Below are 18,874 nucleotides of genomic sequence, written 5' to 3'. Positions count from 1 at the left end.
TTTTTGCTTAACACACTGGGGTTTCATTAGGAGTTTCACGATGGAAATGCTGAAGTTTGGTAAATTCGCTGCGCTGGCTCTGGCCATGGCCGTAGCTGTAGGTTGCTCCTCGAAGGGCGGTGACAACGCTGGTGAAGGCGCTGTTGACCCGAACGCTGGCTACGGTGCCAACACTGGCGCTGTCGACGGCTCCCTGAGCGAAGAAGCCGCCCTGCGCGCAATCACCACCTTCTACTTCGAATACGACAGCTCGGATCTGAAGCCAGAAGCCATGCGCTCCCTGGACGTTCACGCCAAGGACCTGAAAGCCAACGGCAACCGCGTTGTTCTGGAAGGCAACACCGACGAGCGCGGCACCCGCGAGTACAACATGGCTCTGGGTGAGCGTCGTGCCAAGGCCGTTCAGCGCTACCTGGTTCTGCAGGGCGTTTCCCCTGCTCAACTGGAACTGGTTTCCTACGGCGAAGAGCGTCCAGTTGCCACCGGCAACGACGAGCAGTCCTGGGCTCAGAACCGTCGCGTAGAACTGCGTAAGTAAGTTCTTATGCGTATGTGCCGTCGTGCTGTAACCGTCCTCGCACTCAGCCTGCCCCTTTCGGCGTGGGCTGCGGTTCCCGTAGTAGATGACAACGCGGGTGGCTATCCACCTGCGGGTTATGGCACGAGCGGCGCCTATGCCGGAGCAGGGGCTTCGGCCCCTGCTTCTGCAAATGGCCAGCTGTTCATGCAGCTGCAGCAGATGCAGGACCAGATTTCCCGCCAGCAAGGCATCATCGAAGAGTTGCAGAACGATGTGTCGCGCATGAAGCAGGAAAACCTCGAGCGCTACCAGGATCTCGACCGCCGCATCAGCAGCGGTGCCGCGCCTGCCGCGACTCCAGACAATTCCTCCACCGGTGGCGCGAACAACGCAGCCACGGGTGCCGCCGCCGGCGCCAGCGCCGCGCAGCCACCGGCCGCCAGCAGCGAGCCGGGTGATCCGGCGAAAGAGAAGCTGTATTACGACGCCGCTTTCGACCTGATCAAGCAGAAGGACTTCGACAAGGCCAGCCAGGCCTTCAACGCCTTCTTGCGCAAGTACCCCAACAGCCAGTACGCCGGCAATGCCCAGTACTGGCTTGGCGAGGTCAACCTGGCCAAGGGCGACCTGCAAGGCGCCAGCCAGGCCTTCGCCGAAGTCGGCCAGAAGTACCCGAAACACAGCAAGGTGCCGGACTCGCTGTACAAGTTGGCCGATGTCGAGCGCCGCATGGGCCACACCGACAAGGTCAAGGGCATCCTGCAGCAGGTCATCACCCAGTACCCCGGCACTTCCGCCGCACAACTGGCCCAGCGCGACCTGCAGAAGCTCTGAGCGATCCGTTGATGAAGAAACCCGCGCCTGCCGCGGGTTTTTTCGTTAGAATCACGGCCCTTTTTTCGTAAACACGCTGCCGCGGATAACGCCATGTCGAGTCCGCGACAGTGCCTGACGGAGGCGGACAGCCTGTTCAGCTGTCACGCCCGTGGCGAACATGCAAGACACATTACGCATCACCGAAGTGTTTTACTCGTTGCAGGGTGAAACGCGAACGGCCGGGCTGCCCACGGTTTTCGTGCGCCTGACCGGTTGCCCCCTGCGCTGCCAGTACTGTGACAGTGCCTACGCCTTCAGTGGCGGCACTATTCGCACCCTCGATTCGATCCTCGAGCAGGTCGCCGGCTTCAGGCCGCGCTACGTCTGCGTGACCGGCGGCGAGCCGCTGGCCCAGCCCAACGCGTTGCCGTTGCTGCAGCGCCTGTGCGATGCCGGTTATGACGTGTCGTTGGAAACCAGCGGCGCCCTCGACATCAGTGGCGTCGACACCCGGGTCAGCCGTGTGGTTGACCTCAAGACCCCAGGCTCGGAAGAGTCCCATCGCAACCGCTACGAGAACATCGAGCTGCTGACCGGCAACGACCAGGTCAAGTTCGTCATCTGTTCCCGCGAGGACTACGATTGGGCGGTTTCCAAGCTGATTCAGTACAACCTGGCCGAGCGTGCCGGGGAGGTGCTGTTCTCGCCCAGCCACCATCAGGTGAGCGCTACCGACCTGGCCGACTGGATCGTCGCCGACAACCTGCCCGTGCGTTTCCAGCTGCAGTTGCATAAGTTGCTGTGGAACGACGAACCCGGACGTTGAGGAGAAAAACATGACTGACAAACGCGCGGTAATCCTGCTGTCCGGTGGCCTGGACTCGGCCACCGTGGTGGCCATGGCCAAGGCCGACGGCTACCAGTGCTACACCATGAGCTTCGACTACGGCCAGCGCCATCGCGCCGAGCTCAACGCCGCGGCACGGGTGGCCCGTGACCTGGGCGTGGTCGAGCACAAGGTGATCGGCCTGAACCTCGACGGCATCGGTGGCTCGGCCCTGACCGACAGCAGCATCGATGTGCCCGAGGCCCCAAGCGAGGGAATTCCGGTCACCTACGTGCCGGCTCGCAACACCGTGTTCCTTTCCCTGGCCCTGGGCTGGGCGGAGGTGCTCGAAGCCCGTGACATCTTCATTGGTGTCAACGCCGTGGACTATTCCGGTTATCCGGACTGCCGCCCGGAATTTGTCGAAGCCTTCGAGCGCATGGCTAACCTGGCCACCAAGGCCGGCGTGCAAGGGCAGGGCTTTTGCATCCAGGCACCGTTGCAGAACCTGAGCAAGGCGCAGATCGTCCAGGCGGGCATTGCCCGTGGCGTTGACTACAGCCTCACCGTTTCCTGCTACCAGGCCGACGACGACGGGCGTGCCTGTGGCAAGTGCGACAGCTGCCGCCTGCGGGCCGACGGCTTCAAGGCGGCAGGTGTAGAGGATCCCACCCGGTATTTTTGAAAAAAGTTGCGATGGGGTGTTGATTTCCTCTGAGAAATCAGTAATATACGCGCCATCCAACGGGTCGTTAGCTCAGTTGGTAGAGCAGTTGGCTTTTAACCAATTGGTCGTAGGTTCGAATCCTACACGACCCACCATATTCTCAACCTTTCCAGTCTGGAATGGTTGATACGAAAAACCCGCCTATAGGCGGGTTTTTTCGTTTCCAGGCCAAATAAGCAAGGACTTGGCGCTTTTTGAGCTTACACGCTCTATTGCGCGTTGCCGCGGAACCCGTTCCTCACTCACTTTCCCTCTGCCCCAAGCCAGGAGCCATGGCGCGGTGGCTCATTGCAATTATCTTTTCAAACTCTACAACTATTTGCAGCGCTAAATGTCATTCTTTGCAGGTCGGCTGTTCATGGGGATGCCGGCCTAACCGCATAGGAGCGAACACACATGGCAGCACTGCACGGCAGCACATTGGAAGCCATCAAGCACAACCAGGCGCAGTTGTTGGAGCAATGGACGGCAGCGCTTGAGGCCAATGGCGCTACCCGCAATATCAAGGAACAGACCCTGTTGCAGGAAACCCGCGATTTCCTGCAACTGCTGGTCGATGTCTTGCAGACAGGCAGTGGCAATGACATCGCCATCAGCGACTGGGATGAAACCCGCCGGTTCCTGGAAAAACTCTCGGCCAGCCGCGCCCAACTGGGGCACGACTCGCACCAGGCGGTGTATTTCATCTTCGCCCTCAAGGGGCCGCTGTTCAGCCTGCTGCAAACGCATTTCAGCGACGACCCGGCTCGCTTGGCCGAGCAATTGTGGTTGATCTCCGAGCTGGTCGACACTTTAGGGATGCACACCATCCGCACCTATCAAAAGACCCGCGAAGCGGTTATCAAGCGCCAGCAGGAAGAGCTGCTGGAGTTGTCCACTCCGGTGGTCAAGCTGTGGGATGGCGTGCTGGCCCTGCCGCTGATCGGCACGCTCGATTCGCAGCGTAGCCAGACGGTGATGGAGTCGTTGTTGCAACGTATCGTCGACACCGGCTCGGAAATCGCCATCATCGACATCACCGGTGTGCCGACTGTCGATACCCTGGTCGCCCAGCATCTGCTCAAGACCGTCACCGCCATCCGGCTGATGGGCGCCGACTGCATCATCAGCGGGGTGCGCCCGCAGATCGCGCAGACCATCGTGCACCTGGGGTTGGACCTGGGCACCCTGACTACCAAGGCTAACCTCGCTGATGCGCTGAAGCTCGCGCTCAAGCGCCTGGGTGTGAACCTGGGCGAGCAGGCCTGAGCCCATGGACCGTATCCCGATTCTGCGGATGGGCGAGTTTCTGCTCGTGACCATCCAGGTCGACATGCATGACAAGCTGGCCATGTGCTTGCAAGACGACCTTACCGACCGCATCAGCGCCACCTCCGCCAGGGGCGTGTTGCTCGACATCTCGGCGCTGGACATGGTCGACTCGTTCATTGGCCGGATGATCGCTGACATCGCCAGCCTGTCGCGGCTGATGGATGCCCAGGTGATGGTGGTGGGCATGCAGCCGGCCGTGGCCATTACCCTGGTGGAACTGGGCTTGACCCTGCCTGGGGTGAGCACGGCACTGGATGTGGAGCGAGGCATGCAGCGGCTCAGCCAGCACGTGAGGCACCCATGAGCGGCGAGCACAGTGGCAGCCTGCCGGTACGCATCGAGCAGGACGTGGTACTGGCCCGGCAGTTGGCGCGCAAACTGGCCAGCGATTGCGGCATGCGCCTCGTGGACCTGACCAAGCTGGTCACCGCTGTCAGCGAGCTGGCGCGCAACACCGTGATCTATGGCGGCGGGGGCGACATGGATTGGCAGGTGCTCGAGGAAGCGGGTCGCACCGGAGTGCGCTTGTTGTTCCGTGACGAAGGGCCGGGTATCGCCGACCTGAAGCTGGCCCTGACCGATGGCTGGACCTCCGGCAATGGCCTGGGCCTGGGCCTGACCGGCGCTCGCCGTCTGGTGGACGAGTTCGAGCTCGACAGCGTGCCAGGCGAGGGCACGCGGGTGACGATCACGCGATGGATATGAATATTTCTGCCAGCAGGACGCAGGTCTTGCCCTTGGAAGAGGGCACCCAGATCGGCCACGCCCGGCGCACCGCACAGCGCCTGGCCGAGCAACAAGGCTTCGACAGCGAGGACGCCGGCCGTGTGGCGTTGCTGGCTACCGAGCTGGCCAGCAACGTGCTCAAGCACGCCGGAGCGGGTGCATTGCACTTGCGCAGCGTGCCCGGTGCCAACGGCCTGGGCATCGAGTTGCTGGCAGTGGACCGGGCTCAAGGGTTCGATGCCCAGACATGCCTCGTCGATGGCTACTCCACCGGTGGTACACAGGGCATCGGCCTGGGCGCGGTGGCACGTATGGCCAAGGTGTTCGACATGCACACCGACGCCCGCGGCTCGGTAATCATGGCCCGCGTGTACCAACGCGCTGCCGAAAGTCGTGACCTGCGCATCGGCGTCAGCCATCACGCGCTGCATGACGACCCGGCTTGCGGCGACACCTGGCACGTCGCGCTCACCCACGGGCGTCTCAGCGCCTTGCTGGTCGACGGCCTGGGGCATGGCCCGGATGCCGAGGAGGCGGCCCAGAGCGCGGCAGCGGCATTCGCCGAGGATGCCTTTCTCGACCCACTTTTGCTGATCGAGCGGCTGCACCTGGCGATGTGCAGCACCCGGGGCGGCGCGGTTGCCATCGCACAGCACGATCAGCACAGCGGCCATATGGCCTTCTCTGGCATCGGCAACATCGGCGCCAGTCTGGTGGCGCCGACCCGCATGCGCGGCATGCCCTCGCTTCCAGGTATCGTCGGCGGGCAATACCGCAAAGCCCAGGTCTTCGACTACGCTGACGTGACGGGCAACCTGCTGATCCTCTACAGCGACGGCCTGCAGTCGCGCTGGAATCTACAAGACTACCCTGGGTTGGTGCATCGCCACCCGGCGGTGATTGCTGCCGTGCTGCATCGGGATTTCTGCCGGGGGCGGGACGATGTGACGGTGCTGGTGATCGACCTGGAGCCAGACCATGGCTGAGCCTACCATGCGAGACGCCGAGCAGTTCGCGCGGCTGCAGGCCGAAAACGAGGCCCTGCGCGCCGAGCTCGAAGAAACCAATCAAGGCGTGCTGGCCTTGTATGCCGAGCTGGACATCCAGGCTGAGCACTTGCGCCAGGCGTCCGACCTTAAAAGTCGCTTTCTGTCGTACATGAGCCATGAGTTCCGCACCCCGCTGGGCTCGATACTGAGCATCACCAGCCTGCTGGCCGACGAGCTGGACGGGCCGCTGTCGGAAGAGCAGCACCGCCAGGTTGCATTTGTCAGTAATGCGACCCGTGAGTTGTCGGACATGGTCGACGACCTCCTCGACCTCGCCAAGATCGAGGCCGGGCGCATCACCATCTCGCCGGCCTGGTTCGATATGTTCGACCTGTTCGCGGCGCTGCGCGGGATGTTTCGGCCGATCGTCGACGCCACGGCGGTCGACCTGATTTTCGAAGAGCCGGTGGGCCTGCCGCGCCTTTATACCGACGACAAGAAGCTTGCGCAGATCCTGCGCAACTTCATCTCCAATGCCTTGAAGTTCACTACCCGCGGTGAAGTGCGAGTGTCGGCGCAACTCGTCGATGCGCAGCACATCCGCTTCGCCGTCAGCGATACAGGCATTGGCATTGCCTCGGAGCTGCTGGGCACGTTGTTCGAGGATTTCGCACAGCTCGATTCACCCTTGCAGAAACGCCTGCGTGGCACCGGCCTGGGGCTGTCGTTATGCAAGCGTTTCGTCACGCTGCTGGGCGGGGAGGTAGGCGTGCACAGCGAGCCAGGGGTCGGTTCCACTTTCTTCGTGATCATTCCGCTGGCGTTGGCCCAGGAGAGTGTGGATGAAACCTGACCTGCGCCTGCTCATCGTCGATGACAACGTCGCCACCCGTTACGCCCTGCGCCGCCGCCTCGGCGCGCACGGCTACGAAGTGCTCGAAGCGGGCACCGGCGGGGAGGGGCTGGCGCTGATTCGTGACGAGCAAGTGGATGCGCTGATTCTCGACGTCAACCTCCCGGACATGAGCGGTTTCGACATTGTCCGGTTGCTGCGCGAGGACAGTCGCACGGCGCTGTTGCCGGTGATCCACGTGTCGGCGGCATCGATCCAGAGCGGCGATATCATTACTGGCCTGAACGCCGGTGCCGATGCTTATCTGATCCACCCGGTGGACCCGGACGTGCTGCTCGCCACCCTGCGCACCCTGCTGCGAGTGCGCGACACCGAGCGGGCCTTGCGCCAGAGCGAAGCGCGGTTCCAGGAAATCTTCCGGGGTGTGTCCGCCCCCATCGCCGTGCTCGATGGCGACTTGAAGGTGCACGAATGCAACCTCGCCTTCGCCCACCTGGTGCAGGACAACCGCGACCCGCTGTGTCTGCACGAGTGCTTCGCCGAAGGCCAGGTCAAGGCGCTCGCGGAGTTGCGCCAGCACCTCGCGGCGGGGGAGCGCTGGAAAGGCACGCTGGGCATGCGCCTGCAGGGGCAAGCGCGCGACACCGAGTGGCAACTGTCGCCGTACCAGGCGCCTGGCCTGTGTCTGGTGTTCGTCGAGGACATCACCGAACACCGTCACCGCGAGCGCTCGCACCTGGCACGCCTGGACGATGCCAACAGCCAGTTGGCCAGGGAAGTGGCCGAGCGCGTGCGCACCGAGGCGCAACTGTTGCAGTTGCAGAAAATGGATGCCTTGGGCAGCCTCACCGGGGGCATCGCCCACGATTTCAACAACCTGCTGACCGGCATCATCACCAGCCTTGAGCTGATCCGCAAACGAGTGGCGGAAAACCGTGTGGAAAAGGTGCCGAAGTATGCCGAGGTGGCGCTGAGTTCGGCCAACAGCGCTGCCGTGCTCACCCAGCGGCTGCTGGCCTTTGCCCGCCAGCAACCGCTCGACACCCGTCCGGTGGACGTCAACCAGCACATACGCTCGCTGGAGGAACTGGTGACCCGCACGATCGGTGAGCGAGTCACCCTCACCCTGGAGTTGTCCACCCTGCCGGCCATCGCCCTGGTCGATCCGGTGCAACTGGAAAGCGCGGTGCTCAACCTGGTCATCAACGCCCGCGATGCGCTGCCCAAGGGCGGGCAAATCTGGGTCAACACTTCGGCGGCCTGGTGCCACGGCGACGCCAACCTCGCCGATGGCGCCTACGTGGCCGTGACCGTGCGCGACAACGGCAGTGGAATCGAGGCAGAGTTGCTCGACAAGGTCTTCGATCCGTTCTTTACTACCAAGCCTCTCGGCCAGGGCACTGGCCTGGGCTTGTCGACCATCTACGGTTTCGCCCGCCAGTCGGGTGGCCATGTGAAGCTGCGCAGTGTGGTTGGCAAGGGCACCGAGGTGACGCTGTTGCTGCCGGCCAGCGACGAGGCGGCGGTCAGCCTGGACCGCGAGGTCGAGAATGACCAGCAGGGCAATGGCGAGCACGTGTTGATCGTCGAGGACATGGCCTCGGTCCGACTGTCGGTGGCCGAGGCGCTGGGCGAGGCCGGGTACCGATGCACCTTGGCGTCGACCATCGATGAGGCGTTGCAATACCTGCAGCAGGAGGAGAGCATCGACCTGCTGTTGACCGATGTCGGACTACCGACCATGAGTGGGCGAGAGCTGGCTGACATCGCACGGTTGCATCGACCAGGGTTGCCGGTGCTGTTCATGACCGGGTACGCCGATGCGGCGCTGGACCGCCAGGCGTTCCTGGGGACAGGGATGGAAATGCTGGTGAAGCCATTCAAAATGTCGGAGTTGCTCGACAAGGTCAAGCACGCGGTAGTGCGCTTGGGCTGAGGGGCGCCGTGACCTTCTCGCCGCCGTACACGCTTGGGTTACCCCGATGCGCATGATCGGCATGCCATCAATGGTATACCGGCGTCAACGGTTCAGCCGCCGAGCATCGAAGGCATCGCGTGCCTGGTAGGCGGTGTAGGTGGCCTGAGCTGCCACCAGGCCGGCCAGGCCAAAGGTGCGTTCGAGGCCGAACCGGCTGAAACCACTCGGGATCGGCAGGCGACGGGCGATGGCGTCCGCCAGGACTTCGCCGGCGACCGTGGTCGGTGCCATGCCGTGGCCGCCGAAGCCGACGGCGTGCCAGATGCCGTTAGCGTCCTGGCCGATCTGCGCCATCTGGTGGCGTCCGTAGCTCATCAGGCCGCCCCAGGCGTATTCCAGCGCCACGTCCTCGAGTTGCGGATAGACGCTCACCAGGTCGGCCTTGAGCAGCTTGGCGATGGCCTGTGGCGCGCGATCGAGGATGGATATGCGTCCGCCCCAGAGGATTCGGGTGTCTTTCAGTGGGCGGTAGTAATCGAAGGCGAAGCGTGTGTCGTAGATGGCCGACTGGCAGTCGATGGCGTCCGGCAAGCGCGCGCCCAATGGCGGGGTGGTTACCACGTAGGTGGCGATCGGCAGCACGGCGCGTTCGATCGGGGCGTAGATGCCACGGGCATAGCCCCCTGCGCTGAACACCACTTCCTCGGCATGGACTTCGCCCTGGCCGGTGCGCACGATGTAGCCGCCTGCCTTCTTCTCGATGCCGGTCACCGGCGACTGCTCGTAGATCGTCACCCCGGCCTGGGCGGTAGCCTGGGCGATGCCGCAGACGTACTTGAGCGGGTGGAAGTGGAATGCGTTGCGCTCCAGCAATCCGCCGTAATAGCGCTCGGTCCTGAGCTGTTCCTTCAGTTCGCCGGGGGCGATGTATTGCCAGTCGACGCCATAGGCCTGCTTCATCAGCTGGCGTGGTTTCTCAAGGCGCAACGGGTCGTTGAACCAGTTGGCGAGGATCACGCCCTGGTCGACCAGGTCGCAGTCGATGGTGTAGCGGCGGGTGCGTTCGCGGATCAGGTCGACGGCGTCGAGTGTCAGTCGATACAGCTTGCGTGCCTCGTTGGCGCCCAGCGCCGATAGCAGGTCGGCGTTGCCAAGGCTGTAGCCGCCGAAGACGAAGCCGCCGTTGCGTCCCGATGCACCATGGCCGATGCGTTGCGACTCGAGGATCGTCACATCGCTCACCCCGCGCTCGGCAAGCCCTATCGCGGTCGACAGGCCGGCCAGGCCGCCACCGAGTATGCACACGCGGGTATCGGTGCGCCCACTCTGGGCAGGGTAGAGGGTTCTGCTGGCGGTGGCTTCGTAGTAAGAGTCGAAGGTGCTGTTCATCAGGGTCCCGGAGCAGTGATGGGCGGACCGGTGCGGGGCCGCCAATGGAGTTTTCAGGCGGGCTGCTGACTGGCCGCGACCGCGTTGCCGGAAGGCTCTGCTTTGCTACGTTCGGCCTTGCGCATCTCGATGCTGGAGAAGTCCATTTCCCTGTAGCGCACCACCCTGGAGCCTGTGACCAGCTTGTGGCCGAACCAGACCACCACGAACAGCACCAGGCCGACATAGGTGGCGAAGGCACCGATCCAGTCGATCTGCCCGCCGATGAACGCCTGGTAGTTCTGCCCGAGCATCACCACCATGCACAGGCCGAAGGCGAACAGCGGGCCGAACGGGAAGTACTTCGAGACATACGGCAGTTTCGCCAGGTCGTGGCCATGGAACAGGTAGCCGCGGCGGAAACGGTAGTGGCTGATCGCGATGCCCAGCCAGGCGATGAAGCCGAGCATGCCGGAGGTGTTGAGCAGCCACAGGTAGAGCTTGCCAGGGCTGAACAGGAAGCTCAGCAGGCACAGGCCGGCGACTGCGGCGGTGGCCAGCAGCGCCCAGACCGGCGTGCCGCTGCGGGTTACCCGGGCGAAGATGGCCGGCGCCTTGCGCTCCAGCGCCAGGCTGTAGAGCATGCGTGAGGAGGCATACATGCCCGAGTTGCCGGCGGACAGCACCGAGGTCAGGATCACTGCGTTCATCACGGCGGCGGCGGCGAGCATGTCGGCCTTGGCGAAGATCAGGGTGAACGGGCTGATGGTGACGTCCGACAGGCCGTCCTTGAGCAGCCGTGGGTCGGTGTAGGGGATCAGCAGGCTGATCACGACGATGGTGAGCACGTAGAACAGCAGGATGCGCCAGAAGATCTGACGCACGGCCTTGGGAATATTGCGCCCCGGATTTTCCGTTTCGCCGGCGGCGATGCCTACGAATTCGGTGCCCTGGAACGAGAAGCCGACGATCATCGCCACGCCGATCAGCGCTGGCAGGCCGCCGGCAACGGGCGCGTCGCCGATCTGCCAGAGGTGGGCGCCGCCGTCCTGGCCGCCTTCGAGGATGCCCAGCAGCATCAGCACGCCCACGGCGATGAAGATGATGATGGTGATGACCTTGATCAGGGCGAACCAGAACTCCGCCTCGCCGAAAAAGCGCACCGAGGCGACGTTGAGGGCGAACAGCAGCACCAGGAAGGCCGCGCTCCAGATCACCCCGGGGGTGTCCGGGAACCAGTAGAGCATGATGATCTGCACGGCCACCAGGTCCACGGCGATGGTCACGGCCCAGGAGTACCAGTAGTTCCAGCCCAGGGCGAAACCGAAGCTTTCTTCCACGTAGCGCGAGGCATAGGTGGAGAACGAGCCGCTGACCGGCATGCACGCGGCCATTTCACCGAGGCTGGTCATCAGGAAGTAGACCATCAGGCCGATTACCGCGAAGGCCAGCAGCGCGCCGCCGGGGCCTGATTGGGCGATGGTGGCACCGGAGGAGACGAACAGGCCGGTGCCGATGGAGCCGCCGATGGCGATCATGTTCAGGTGGCGGCTGGTGAGGGTGCGTTTGAGGTGTCCGGAAGGCGGGGTTGCGGCAGTTAAGTTTGCATTGTTGTTCGAATGGGTCATGGGCAACCTATTGGATCTGCATTCGGGTGAGTTGTTGTTTTTGTTGTGATCTGACCACTTCCAGTTGCAGGTGACGGGCGCGGGCTGGGCGCCGGTCGGCTGACGGCTTCTCCAATGCCGTGGCAGTTGCGATTGCTTTGATTGAAATCAGTATTGGCGTTGAAAGGCGTTCTCAACAAACGACAATTAGTTGCTACATCATTCCCTTTTGGAATGTTTAATTTCGTCGTTTTGATCCTATGCGAAAGGTGATGTTTGTCCGTATTCATCTGAGTTTCCCATGATTACTGAGGCACGAGTCCGTCATTCTGGAGCGCGATATTGTCATTTTGTAATTCTCAGGAAATGTACGAAACAATATGGCGGAAAATTATTCATCATCGATGCAACAAAAAACCGATACCTGGGGGACCAGATATCGGTTTTCGAAAGGTATCCCTTCAAGTGAAGGGGTGGGGATGAATGGTAGGCCGTGCCCGAGTCGTCAGCCTTCGTCAGGGCGAACCGTGTCGCTGCTGGCGGTCCGCTGCTCCTGTTTCGTTCGGGCGCCGGGCAGTTTGTCGAATTCATGCAGCCCGTTTTTCGCATACGGGTCGCCGATCCAGCGTGGGCTGGCGGTGAACGCTTCGTTGACCAGGCTCTTGGCCGGCTCGTAGCGGTCGTAGCTCAGGCCCGCCAGGTCGGACAGGGTGTGGATCAAGTGTGCGCTGCTGTAAGGGCGGTTGGCCATCGACTGCAGGTCGCGCGGGTGCGCCGCCTGCCAGCTGGGTGAGGTCCAGAGCAGGAAGGGGATGGTGTACATCGGCCGGGTTGGGTCGGCTTCGTTGCGGCCAAGGCGATCATGATTGCCTGAGCTGTAGACATCCTCGCCATGGTCGGAGAGGTACAGCAGGAAGCCGTTCGGTGTGCTGGCCGAATAGCGCTTGATCAGGTCGGACACGACGAAGTCGTTGTAGCGTACGGCGTTGTCATAGAAGTTGTAGGTCTGTAGCTGGTCGGGGGACAGCGCCGCCGGCGCGCCGGTGTGGTCCTTGAAGTGGTCGAAGCCGGCCGGATAGCGGTAGCGGTAATCCATGTGCGTGCCGAGCAGGTGGACGATGATCAGCTTCTTGCCGGCCGGGTCCTGCAGGGCCTTTTCGAAAGGCGCCAGGACCACGCTGTCGTATTGGCTGGCGTTCTGGTTGCGCTGGTTGTTCAGGTAGACCGGCATGTCCGTCTGCTGGGAGAAGGTGGTGAGCATGGTGTTGCGCTTGGTCATCGTCTGCTGGTTGGTGATCCAGAAGGTCTTGTAGCCGGCCTGTTTCATCAAATTGATCAGCGACGGGTCGGTGAGGAAGCGATCAGGATGCTGTTCGTCGCCGAACGTCAGGATTTGCTGCATCACTTCGATGGTGTACGGGCGTGGCGAAACGACGTTGCGGAACACGGTGAGGCCCTTGTCGCTGGCGGCCAGGGCGTCGAGGTTCGGTGTGGTGTCGCGGTTGTAGCCGTACAGGTGCATGTGCTCGCGAGTGGTGGACTCACCCAGTACCAGCACCAGGGTGCGTGGCGCGTCGCCGCTGGCATCCTTGAGGTTCTGCAGTGGCGGCAGGGCGGCGTTCTGCTCCAGCAGGGCCTGCATGTTGTCCAGTTGCTGGCGGTATTGCCGGTAGCCGACCACCAGTTGCCAAGGTACCGCGGCCGCCATGCGCTGTTCGACCTTTTCCTGGGCGTCGGCGAAGCTGCGTTGTTGGGAGACCATCTGCTTGTAGAACGGGTAACCCAGGGTTGCTGTCAGTAACACGGCGACCACCGGCAGGCGGCTGTAAAGCGGCAGGGTGACCGGGCGGATGCGCCGCCACAGCAGCACGGCGATCGCGCTGTAGAGCAGCAGCCCCAGGCATAGCCAGACGCTGAAGTATTGGCTGAAGTATTCCCCGGCCTCGGCGGTGTTGGACTCGAACATCACGAAGATGACGCTTTGCGAGAACTCCTGGCGGTAGATGGCGAAATAGCTCAGGCCGACCAGCGAGCTGGCCCACAACACCAGCCCGATCAGGGCGGCAAGGGGGCGGGTCAGGCGGGGTAGCAGCAGGACCGGTGCCAGCCACAGGCTGCTGAGGAACAGGGCGTCACGGAAGCCGGCGAAGCCGGTGGTGCCGCTGAACAACAGCAGAGCCTGGGTGATGCCGGAGAAGTACCAAAAGAACAGCAGGAGCCAGCCGAGGCCGGGCCAGTCGATGGATTTTCTAGCGGGGGGAGTTGTACGGGACACGTGTGCCTCAGAGCGCGGTTGCCTGCCGGATCGGTTGGCAGGCGACGCTAAAGGGGACCGTGTGAAAAGATCGTCAACAATTCATGAAAGTCCTGGAGAGGCTGACGAGTGAGATACGAGTAACTTGCTCTTGTTGTTCGCTCTTGTTGTTCGCTCTTGTTGTTGCTGTTTGCTGTTTGCTTTTAAGCGCGCGGTAGATCAGGCAACACCAATTGCGACTTCAGGAGGCCGAGTGGAGTTCTTGCGTAGGGAGGTGACGGGCATGGATGCCCGTCAAGCGCTGCGCCCCAGGATGGGGCGTTCAGCGCGGTCCTCCCGGGAGCAAGAACGGAGCGAGGGAACCCCGGAGCGAAGCGTAGGGGCCGGATGAATGGAGCGAGGATTTTTTGGTTCCTTTTTGATCCTTCAAAAAGGGACCCGCCGTAAGGGCGGAAAGGTGACTTTGCGTCACCATCGTAAATGAATGCGCGTATAACTTTTAAAACAAACTATTTAAAAGTCAAAGTCAAAATCAAAATCAAAATCAAAATCAAAATCAAAATCAAAATCAAAATCAAAGTCAAAGTCAAAGTCAAAGTAAAAGTCAAAGTCAAAGTCAAAGTCAAAGACGGTCGGTGTCGGTATTTATTGTTGTAAGCGCATTCATTTGCGATGGTGACGCAGAGTCACCTTTTCGCCCTTACGGCGAGTCACTTTTTGTCAAACGCGACAAAAAGTAACCAAAAAACGCTGCGCTCCGTTCATCCGGCCCCTACGCTTCGCTCCGGGGTTCCCTCACTCCGGCCTTGCTCCCGGGAGGACCGCGCTGCAGGGCCCATCCTGGGCCCCAGCGCTTGACGGGCATCCATGCCCGTCACCTCCCTGCGCAAGGCCTGCGTTCGGCCTCCTGAAGTCGCGAAGGTACGGGCGGCGCCTGGGCTGACGCAGCTGTCGCTAGTGGGGAAGGGGTTAACCTTGCGATCAAGATCAAGATCAAGATCAAGATCAAGATCAAACAACGGCTATACCCGGAACTGCTCCATCAACACCTGCTGCTGGTTGGCCAGACGGTTCAGCGCCTGGCTGATCCGCGCCGACTCGTCGGCCTGTCCGGCCAGCGACTCTGTCACATCACGTATCCCCGCCACGTTGCGGTTGACCTCCTCGGCCACGGCGCTCTGTTCCTCGGCCGCCGAGGCGATCTGCAGGTTCATGTCGGTGATCACCGCCACCGCCTCGCCGATCCGCTGCAGCGCTGGCAGCGTCTGTTCCATCTGCGCGGCGCTGTCCTGGGCCTGACGCTGGCCGGCGTGCATCGCGCCGACCACGTCCTGGGTGCCTTGCTGCAGCCCCTCGATCACCTGGCGGATCTCCTCCACCGAGACCTGCGTACGCTGGGCCAGGTTGCGCACTTCGTCGGCGACCACCGCGAAACCACGTCCTGCCTCGCCGGCGCGGGCGGCCTCGATGGCGGCGTTGAGCGCCAGCAGGTTGGTCTGCTCGGCGATGGCGCGAATCACCTCCAGTACCGAGCCGATCTGCTCGCCACGGCTTTCCAGGGCGCGCGCCTCTTCCATGGCCGCGTCCATGCCGCCGGCCAGTGCGCCAATCGCTTCACGGGTGGCGGACACCCGCGCCAGGCCGTCGCGGGTCGCCTGATCGGCGCCGCGCGCCGCTTGCGCTGCCTGGGCCGCATTGTGGGCGACGTCGTGTGCAGTGGCGCTCATCTCGTTGGCGGCGGTGGCCACCTGCTCGATCTCGCGGTGCTGTTGCTGCATGCCGTCACTGGTCTGGCTGGCGATCAGCGCCGACTGGTCGGCCGTACCACGGGCCTCTTGCAGGGAGCCCTTGAGCTGGGCGATCACCGGCTGGAGCTTGTCGAGGAAACGGTTGAACCAGCCGGTCAGTTGGCCCAGTTCGTCGTCGCGGGCGTAGTCCAGGCGACGGGTCAGGTCGCCTTCGCCACTGGCGATATCCTTCAGGCGGGCAGCCACGGCCAGGATCGGCCGGGTCACGCCGCGGGCAGTCAGCCACACCAGCAGCAGCCCCAGCAAGGCGGCGCCCAGGCCGATCAGCAGGCTGACCAGGTTGGCGCTCTGGTTATGGCTGTCCAGGCGCTGATTGAGGGCGGCAGCGGGGGCTTGCAGCACTTGTTCAGGCAGCTCGAGCAGGACCTGCCATGGCGCCGCGCCGGGGATCGGGGTGAAAGGCCGGGAAATGCGCATGGTGCCGTCGTCCAGGCGCTCGACCGCCTGGCCGGCGCGCAGCGGGCCGAGCAGCGCGGTGGCGCTGGCGCCGAAGGCCTGCTGCAAGGTCTTGCTCAGTTGGCTGGCGTCCTGGCTGTGGCCGGCGAGCAGGCCCGAAGGGCTGACAATACTGGCCTGGCCCTGTCCATCGAACAGCTCCTGGCGACCGGCCAGGCTCAGTTGCTGCAGGTTGTCCAGGCCGATGTCCAGGCCGACCACGCCCACCACCTTGCCGTTTTCCAGCAGCGGCAGGGCGATGCTGGTCATCAGCACCTGGTGGCCGTTGACCTCGTCGAAGTACGGGTCGAGCACGCAGGCCTTGGCGGTCTCCAGCGGGCAGGTCAGCCAGCGGTTGTAGGGCGAGCCGTTGGCACCGATGCTGGTGTCGGCGAGCATCGACTCCGGCATTGCCTCCACCTCGAGGGTACCGGTGCCGGGCTGCGACCAGTACAGGGAGAAGCGGCCGCTGTCGTTGCTGCCGTTGTCGGCCTGGCCGACGAAGCGAGCATCCTGATGATCCAGGGCGTTGGGCTGGAACACGAGATAGAGGCCGATCAGGTCGGCGTTGCCAGCCAGGGCGGCGCGCGCCTCGCGGCTGAGGTCGGCGCGCAGGTCACTGCCGCCACGGGCCTTGAGCGCCTGCACCAGGCGGGCGAAGCCGTTGCCGTACTGGTAGGCGTCCATGAAGTAGCGCTGGATACGCAGGGCCTGGGTCTCGCCGTGGGCCTGCAGGCGCAGGCGGGCGCTGTGGTCGAGCAGCTCGGTGTTGGCCAGGAACACCTGCTCGGCGCTGCGCCGGGCCTGGGTGAGCGAAGTGGCCACCAGCAGGGCGACGATGGCCAGCAGGCACAGACCGGCGAGCAGGGTGATCTTCCACTGGATGGAGAGACGGCGCAGCAACATGGGCTTTTCCTTCTCGGGCAAACAGGACGCCCGCGGTCAGGCGGGCGTCGGCGGGGTCAGTCGGCGATGCAGTTCGGTGGCGCTACCCTGAAGGCCTTGGTCAGCCAGGCCAGGTAGAGCACGCCAAGCAGGGCCCAGACACCGCCGAACAACAGCGAGTGTTCGTTCAGGTCCAGCCACAGCGAGACAATGATGCAGAAGCCTATCGTCGGCGCCACCAGATACTTGAGGTTGTTCGTCAGGCCCTTGTTCTGGCCCTCGCGGATGTAGCAGTGGTTGATCACCGACAGGTTGACGAAGCTGAACGCCACCAGCGCGCCGAAGTTGATCACCGAGGTGGCGGTGACCAGGTCGAAGAAGATTGCCGACAGCGAGATCAGGCCGACCACGGCGATGTTCAGCACTGGGGTCTTGTAGCGCGGGTGCAGGCGGGCGAACACACCGGCCGGGATCACGTTGTCACGACCCATCACGTACAGCAGGCGCGACACGCTGGTCTGCGAGGCCAGGCCCGAGGCGATGGTGTTGATCACCGTGCAGGCGATGAAGATCGACTGGAACAACTTGCCGCCGACGTACAGGGCGATTTCCGGCAGGGCCGCCTCCTGGTCGTGGAAGCGTGCCATGGTCGGGAAGTAGGCCTGGATGAAGTAGGACACGCCGATGAACACCACGCCGCCGATCAGCGCGGTGAGGAAGATCGCCCGTGGGATGGTCTTGCCCGGGTCGCGAGTCTCTTCCGACAGGCAGGTCACCGCGTCGAAGCCCAGGAACGAGAAGCACAGGATGGTCGCACCGGCGGCGAGGGCGGCGAACTGGGTCTGGTCGTCGGCGAACGGCACCAGGCTCCAGGCGGTGCCCAGCCCCTCGCCGTGGCCCAGTCCACGCCAGCACAGGTAGATGAACACGCCGATGATCGCCACCTGCACGGCGACGAACAGCAGGTTGAAGTGCGCCACCAGGTTGACGCTGCGCATGTTGATCAGGCTGATCAGGGTGACGAACCCGGCCACCCATACCCAGGCCGGTACCTCGGGGAACATTGCCGATAGGTAGAGCTTGGCCAGCAGCGCGTTGACCATGGGCAGCAGCAGGTAGTCCAGCAGCGACGACCAGCCCACCAGGAAGCCCACGTGCGGGTTGATGGCGCGTTGGGTGTAGGTATAGGCCGAGCCCGACTGTGGGAAGCGCCGCACCAGGGTGCCGTAGCTCACGGCGGTGAACAGGATACCGGCCAGGGCCAGGAGGTAGGCGCTGGGTACATGTCCGGCGGTGATGCCGGAGACGATGCCGAAGGTGTCGAACACGGTCATCGGGGTGAGGTAGGCCAGGCCGATGATCACCACATGCCAGAGGCGCAGGGACTTGCGGAACTGGGTGTTGCCGGGGGCGCTGTGGTCAGGCTGCATGCGGGCGCTGCTCCTTGATCGAAACAACGGGCACGGCAGATGACGGGCACGACAAGGTCGAGCGGATGGGCTCCATGTTGTTCACCTTTTATGTTGGAGCTGCGGGGTGCGCGAAATAAACAACGATGGTCGTTTGAGTGTCAAGTTAAACATGACAGAGTGCCAAGCGGATGGGAAGTTAATCGGTTTATTTGGCCGTTATGCAGTGCTTTTGGCCGATTGAGCAGATCGTAAGTCGATTTTGATGTTCGTAAAAATTTACAAGCCTTGTTCCGGTGAACTCCGTGCCCGGCTGTGTGGCGACAGACAAAATGCCTCACGCATTACCGCGTGAGCCGGGTGCCAGTGGTATTCTTGCCATCTCCAGCGCGGCCTCGTTTCCGTGGACCGCTCCAACGATC

Annotated in this window: 15 protein-coding genes, 1 tRNA gene and 2 pseudogenes; 11 read left to right on the top strand and 7 right to left on the bottom strand. The window is 63.0% G+C overall.

Features of this window, described 5'->3' with window-relative positions; all coding sequences use genetic code 11:
* Positions 1-40 precede the first annotated feature (40 nt).
* The 11 genes from pal to AC25MA_RS11190 all read left to right on the top strand — a co-directional run bounded on the left by pal (position 41) and on the right by AC25MA_RS11190 (position 8,704).
* Entirely contained in the window at positions 41-538 is a 498-nt protein-coding gene (pal, locus tag AC25MA_RS11240) for a peptidoglycan-associated lipoprotein Pal (protein ID WP_028690581.1), read from the top strand.
* Between the two features lie 6 nt (positions 539-544).
* Entirely contained in the window at positions 545-1,354 is an 810-nt protein-coding gene (ybgF, locus tag AC25MA_RS11235) for a tol-pal system protein YbgF (RefSeq protein ID WP_028690580.1), read from the top strand.
* Between the two features lie 160 nt (positions 1,355-1,514).
* On the top strand, positions 1,515-2,162 hold the full coding sequence (gene queE, locus AC25MA_RS11230) for a 7-carboxy-7-deazaguanine synthase QueE (RefSeq protein ID WP_028690579.1): 648 nt from the start codon (positions 1,515-1,517) through the stop codon (positions 2,160-2,162).
* Positions 2,163-2,172: 10 nt separating this feature from the next.
* A complete protein-coding gene (queC, locus tag AC25MA_RS11225; RefSeq protein WP_028690578.1) occupies positions 2,173-2,847 on the top strand; it encodes a 7-cyano-7-deazaguanine synthase QueC in 675 nt (224 codons plus the stop codon).
* A 61-nt stretch (positions 2,848-2,908) separates the two neighbouring features.
* A tRNA-Lys gene (locus tag AC25MA_RS11220) sits at positions 2,909-2,984 on the top strand.
* A 301-nt stretch (positions 2,985-3,285) separates the two neighbouring features.
* On the top strand, positions 3,286-4,137 hold the full coding sequence (locus AC25MA_RS11215; RefSeq protein WP_062361232.1) for an STAS domain-containing protein: 852 nt from the start codon (positions 3,286-3,288) through the stop codon (positions 4,135-4,137).
* Positions 4,138-4,141: 4 nt separating this feature from the next.
* Positions 4,142-4,504, top strand: a complete 363-nt coding sequence (locus AC25MA_RS11210; RefSeq protein WP_028692979.1) for an STAS domain-containing protein — start codon at positions 4,142-4,144, stop codon at positions 4,502-4,504.
* Positions 4,501-4,905 carry an anti-sigma regulatory factor gene (locus AC25MA_RS11205; protein ID WP_028692980.1) on the top strand — a complete coding sequence of 135 codons (405 nt, stop codon included), beginning with the start codon at positions 4,501-4,503 and terminating at the stop codon, positions 4,903-4,905. Before AC25MA_RS11210 ends, AC25MA_RS11205 begins: the two co-directional genes overlap by 4 nt.
* The gene (locus tag AC25MA_RS11200) at positions 4,902-5,912 is read left to right on the top strand and encodes an ATP-binding protein (RefSeq protein WP_279153519.1); all 1,011 of its coding nucleotides are present in this window, start codon (positions 4,902-4,904) and stop codon (positions 5,910-5,912) included. The genes AC25MA_RS11205 and AC25MA_RS11200 overlap by 4 nt, the downstream gene beginning before the upstream one ends.
* On the top strand, positions 5,905-6,768 hold the full coding sequence (locus tag AC25MA_RS11195) for a sensor histidine kinase (protein WP_069016688.1): 864 nt from the start codon (positions 5,905-5,907) through the stop codon (positions 6,766-6,768). Before AC25MA_RS11200 ends, AC25MA_RS11195 begins: the two co-directional genes overlap by 8 nt.
* On the top strand, positions 6,758-8,704 hold the full coding sequence (locus AC25MA_RS11190) for a response regulator (protein ID WP_486972027.1): 1,947 nt from the start codon (positions 6,758-6,760) through the stop codon (positions 8,702-8,704). Before AC25MA_RS11195 ends, AC25MA_RS11190 begins: the two co-directional genes overlap by 11 nt.
* Before the next feature lie 84 nt (positions 8,705-8,788).
* On the opposite strand, the gene AC25MA_RS11185 is transcribed toward AC25MA_RS11190, so the two are convergent.
* The 7 genes and pseudogenes from AC25MA_RS11185 to AC25MA_RS11155 all read right to left on the bottom strand — a co-directional run bounded on the left by AC25MA_RS11185 (position 8,789) and on the right by AC25MA_RS11155 (position 18,473).
* Positions 8,789-10,075 carry an NAD(P)/FAD-dependent oxidoreductase gene (locus tag AC25MA_RS11185; RefSeq protein ID WP_028692984.1) on the bottom strand — a complete coding sequence of 429 codons (1,287 nt, stop codon included), beginning with the start codon at positions 10,073-10,075 and terminating at the stop codon, positions 8,789-8,791.
* Positions 10,076-10,128: 53 nt separating this feature from the next.
* On the bottom strand, positions 10,129-11,682 hold the full coding sequence (locus AC25MA_RS11180; protein WP_486972026.1) for an amino acid permease: 1,554 nt from the start codon (positions 11,680-11,682) through the stop codon (positions 10,129-10,131).
* Complete coding sequence (locus tag AC25MA_RS11175) at positions 11,679-11,951, bottom strand: hypothetical protein (protein ID WP_139121060.1); 273 nt, start codon at positions 11,949-11,951, stop codon at positions 11,679-11,681. Before AC25MA_RS11175 ends, AC25MA_RS11180 begins: the two co-directional genes overlap by 4 nt.
* Positions 11,952-12,166: 215 nt before the next feature.
* The gene (locus tag AC25MA_RS11170; RefSeq protein ID WP_486972025.1) at positions 12,167-13,936 is read right to left on the bottom strand and encodes a phosphoethanolamine transferase CptA; all 1,770 of its coding nucleotides are present in this window, start codon (positions 13,934-13,936) and stop codon (positions 12,167-12,169) included.
* Positions 13,937-14,937: 1,001 nt separating this feature from the next.
* Positions 14,938-15,447: pseudogene (locus AC25MA_RS11165) on the bottom strand (methyl-accepting chemotaxis protein); the annotation flags it as partial.
* A gap of 348 nt (positions 15,448-15,795) precedes the next feature.
* Positions 15,796-16,845: pseudogene (locus AC25MA_RS11160) on the bottom strand (methyl-accepting chemotaxis protein); the annotation flags it as partial.
* Between the two features lie 275 nt (positions 16,846-17,120).
* Positions 17,121-18,473, bottom strand: coding sequence for an APC family permease (locus AC25MA_RS11155; RefSeq protein ID WP_028692987.1), 1,353 nt, complete (start codon positions 18,471-18,473; stop codon positions 17,121-17,123).
* Between the last annotated feature and the right edge of the window lie 401 nt (positions 18,474-18,874).

It is taken from the genome of Pseudomonas sp. P65(2024), from assembly GCF_057480955.1.
Note: the sequence above shows the minus strand (reverse complement) of the source record. Positions and strands in the feature narration are given on the sequence as shown.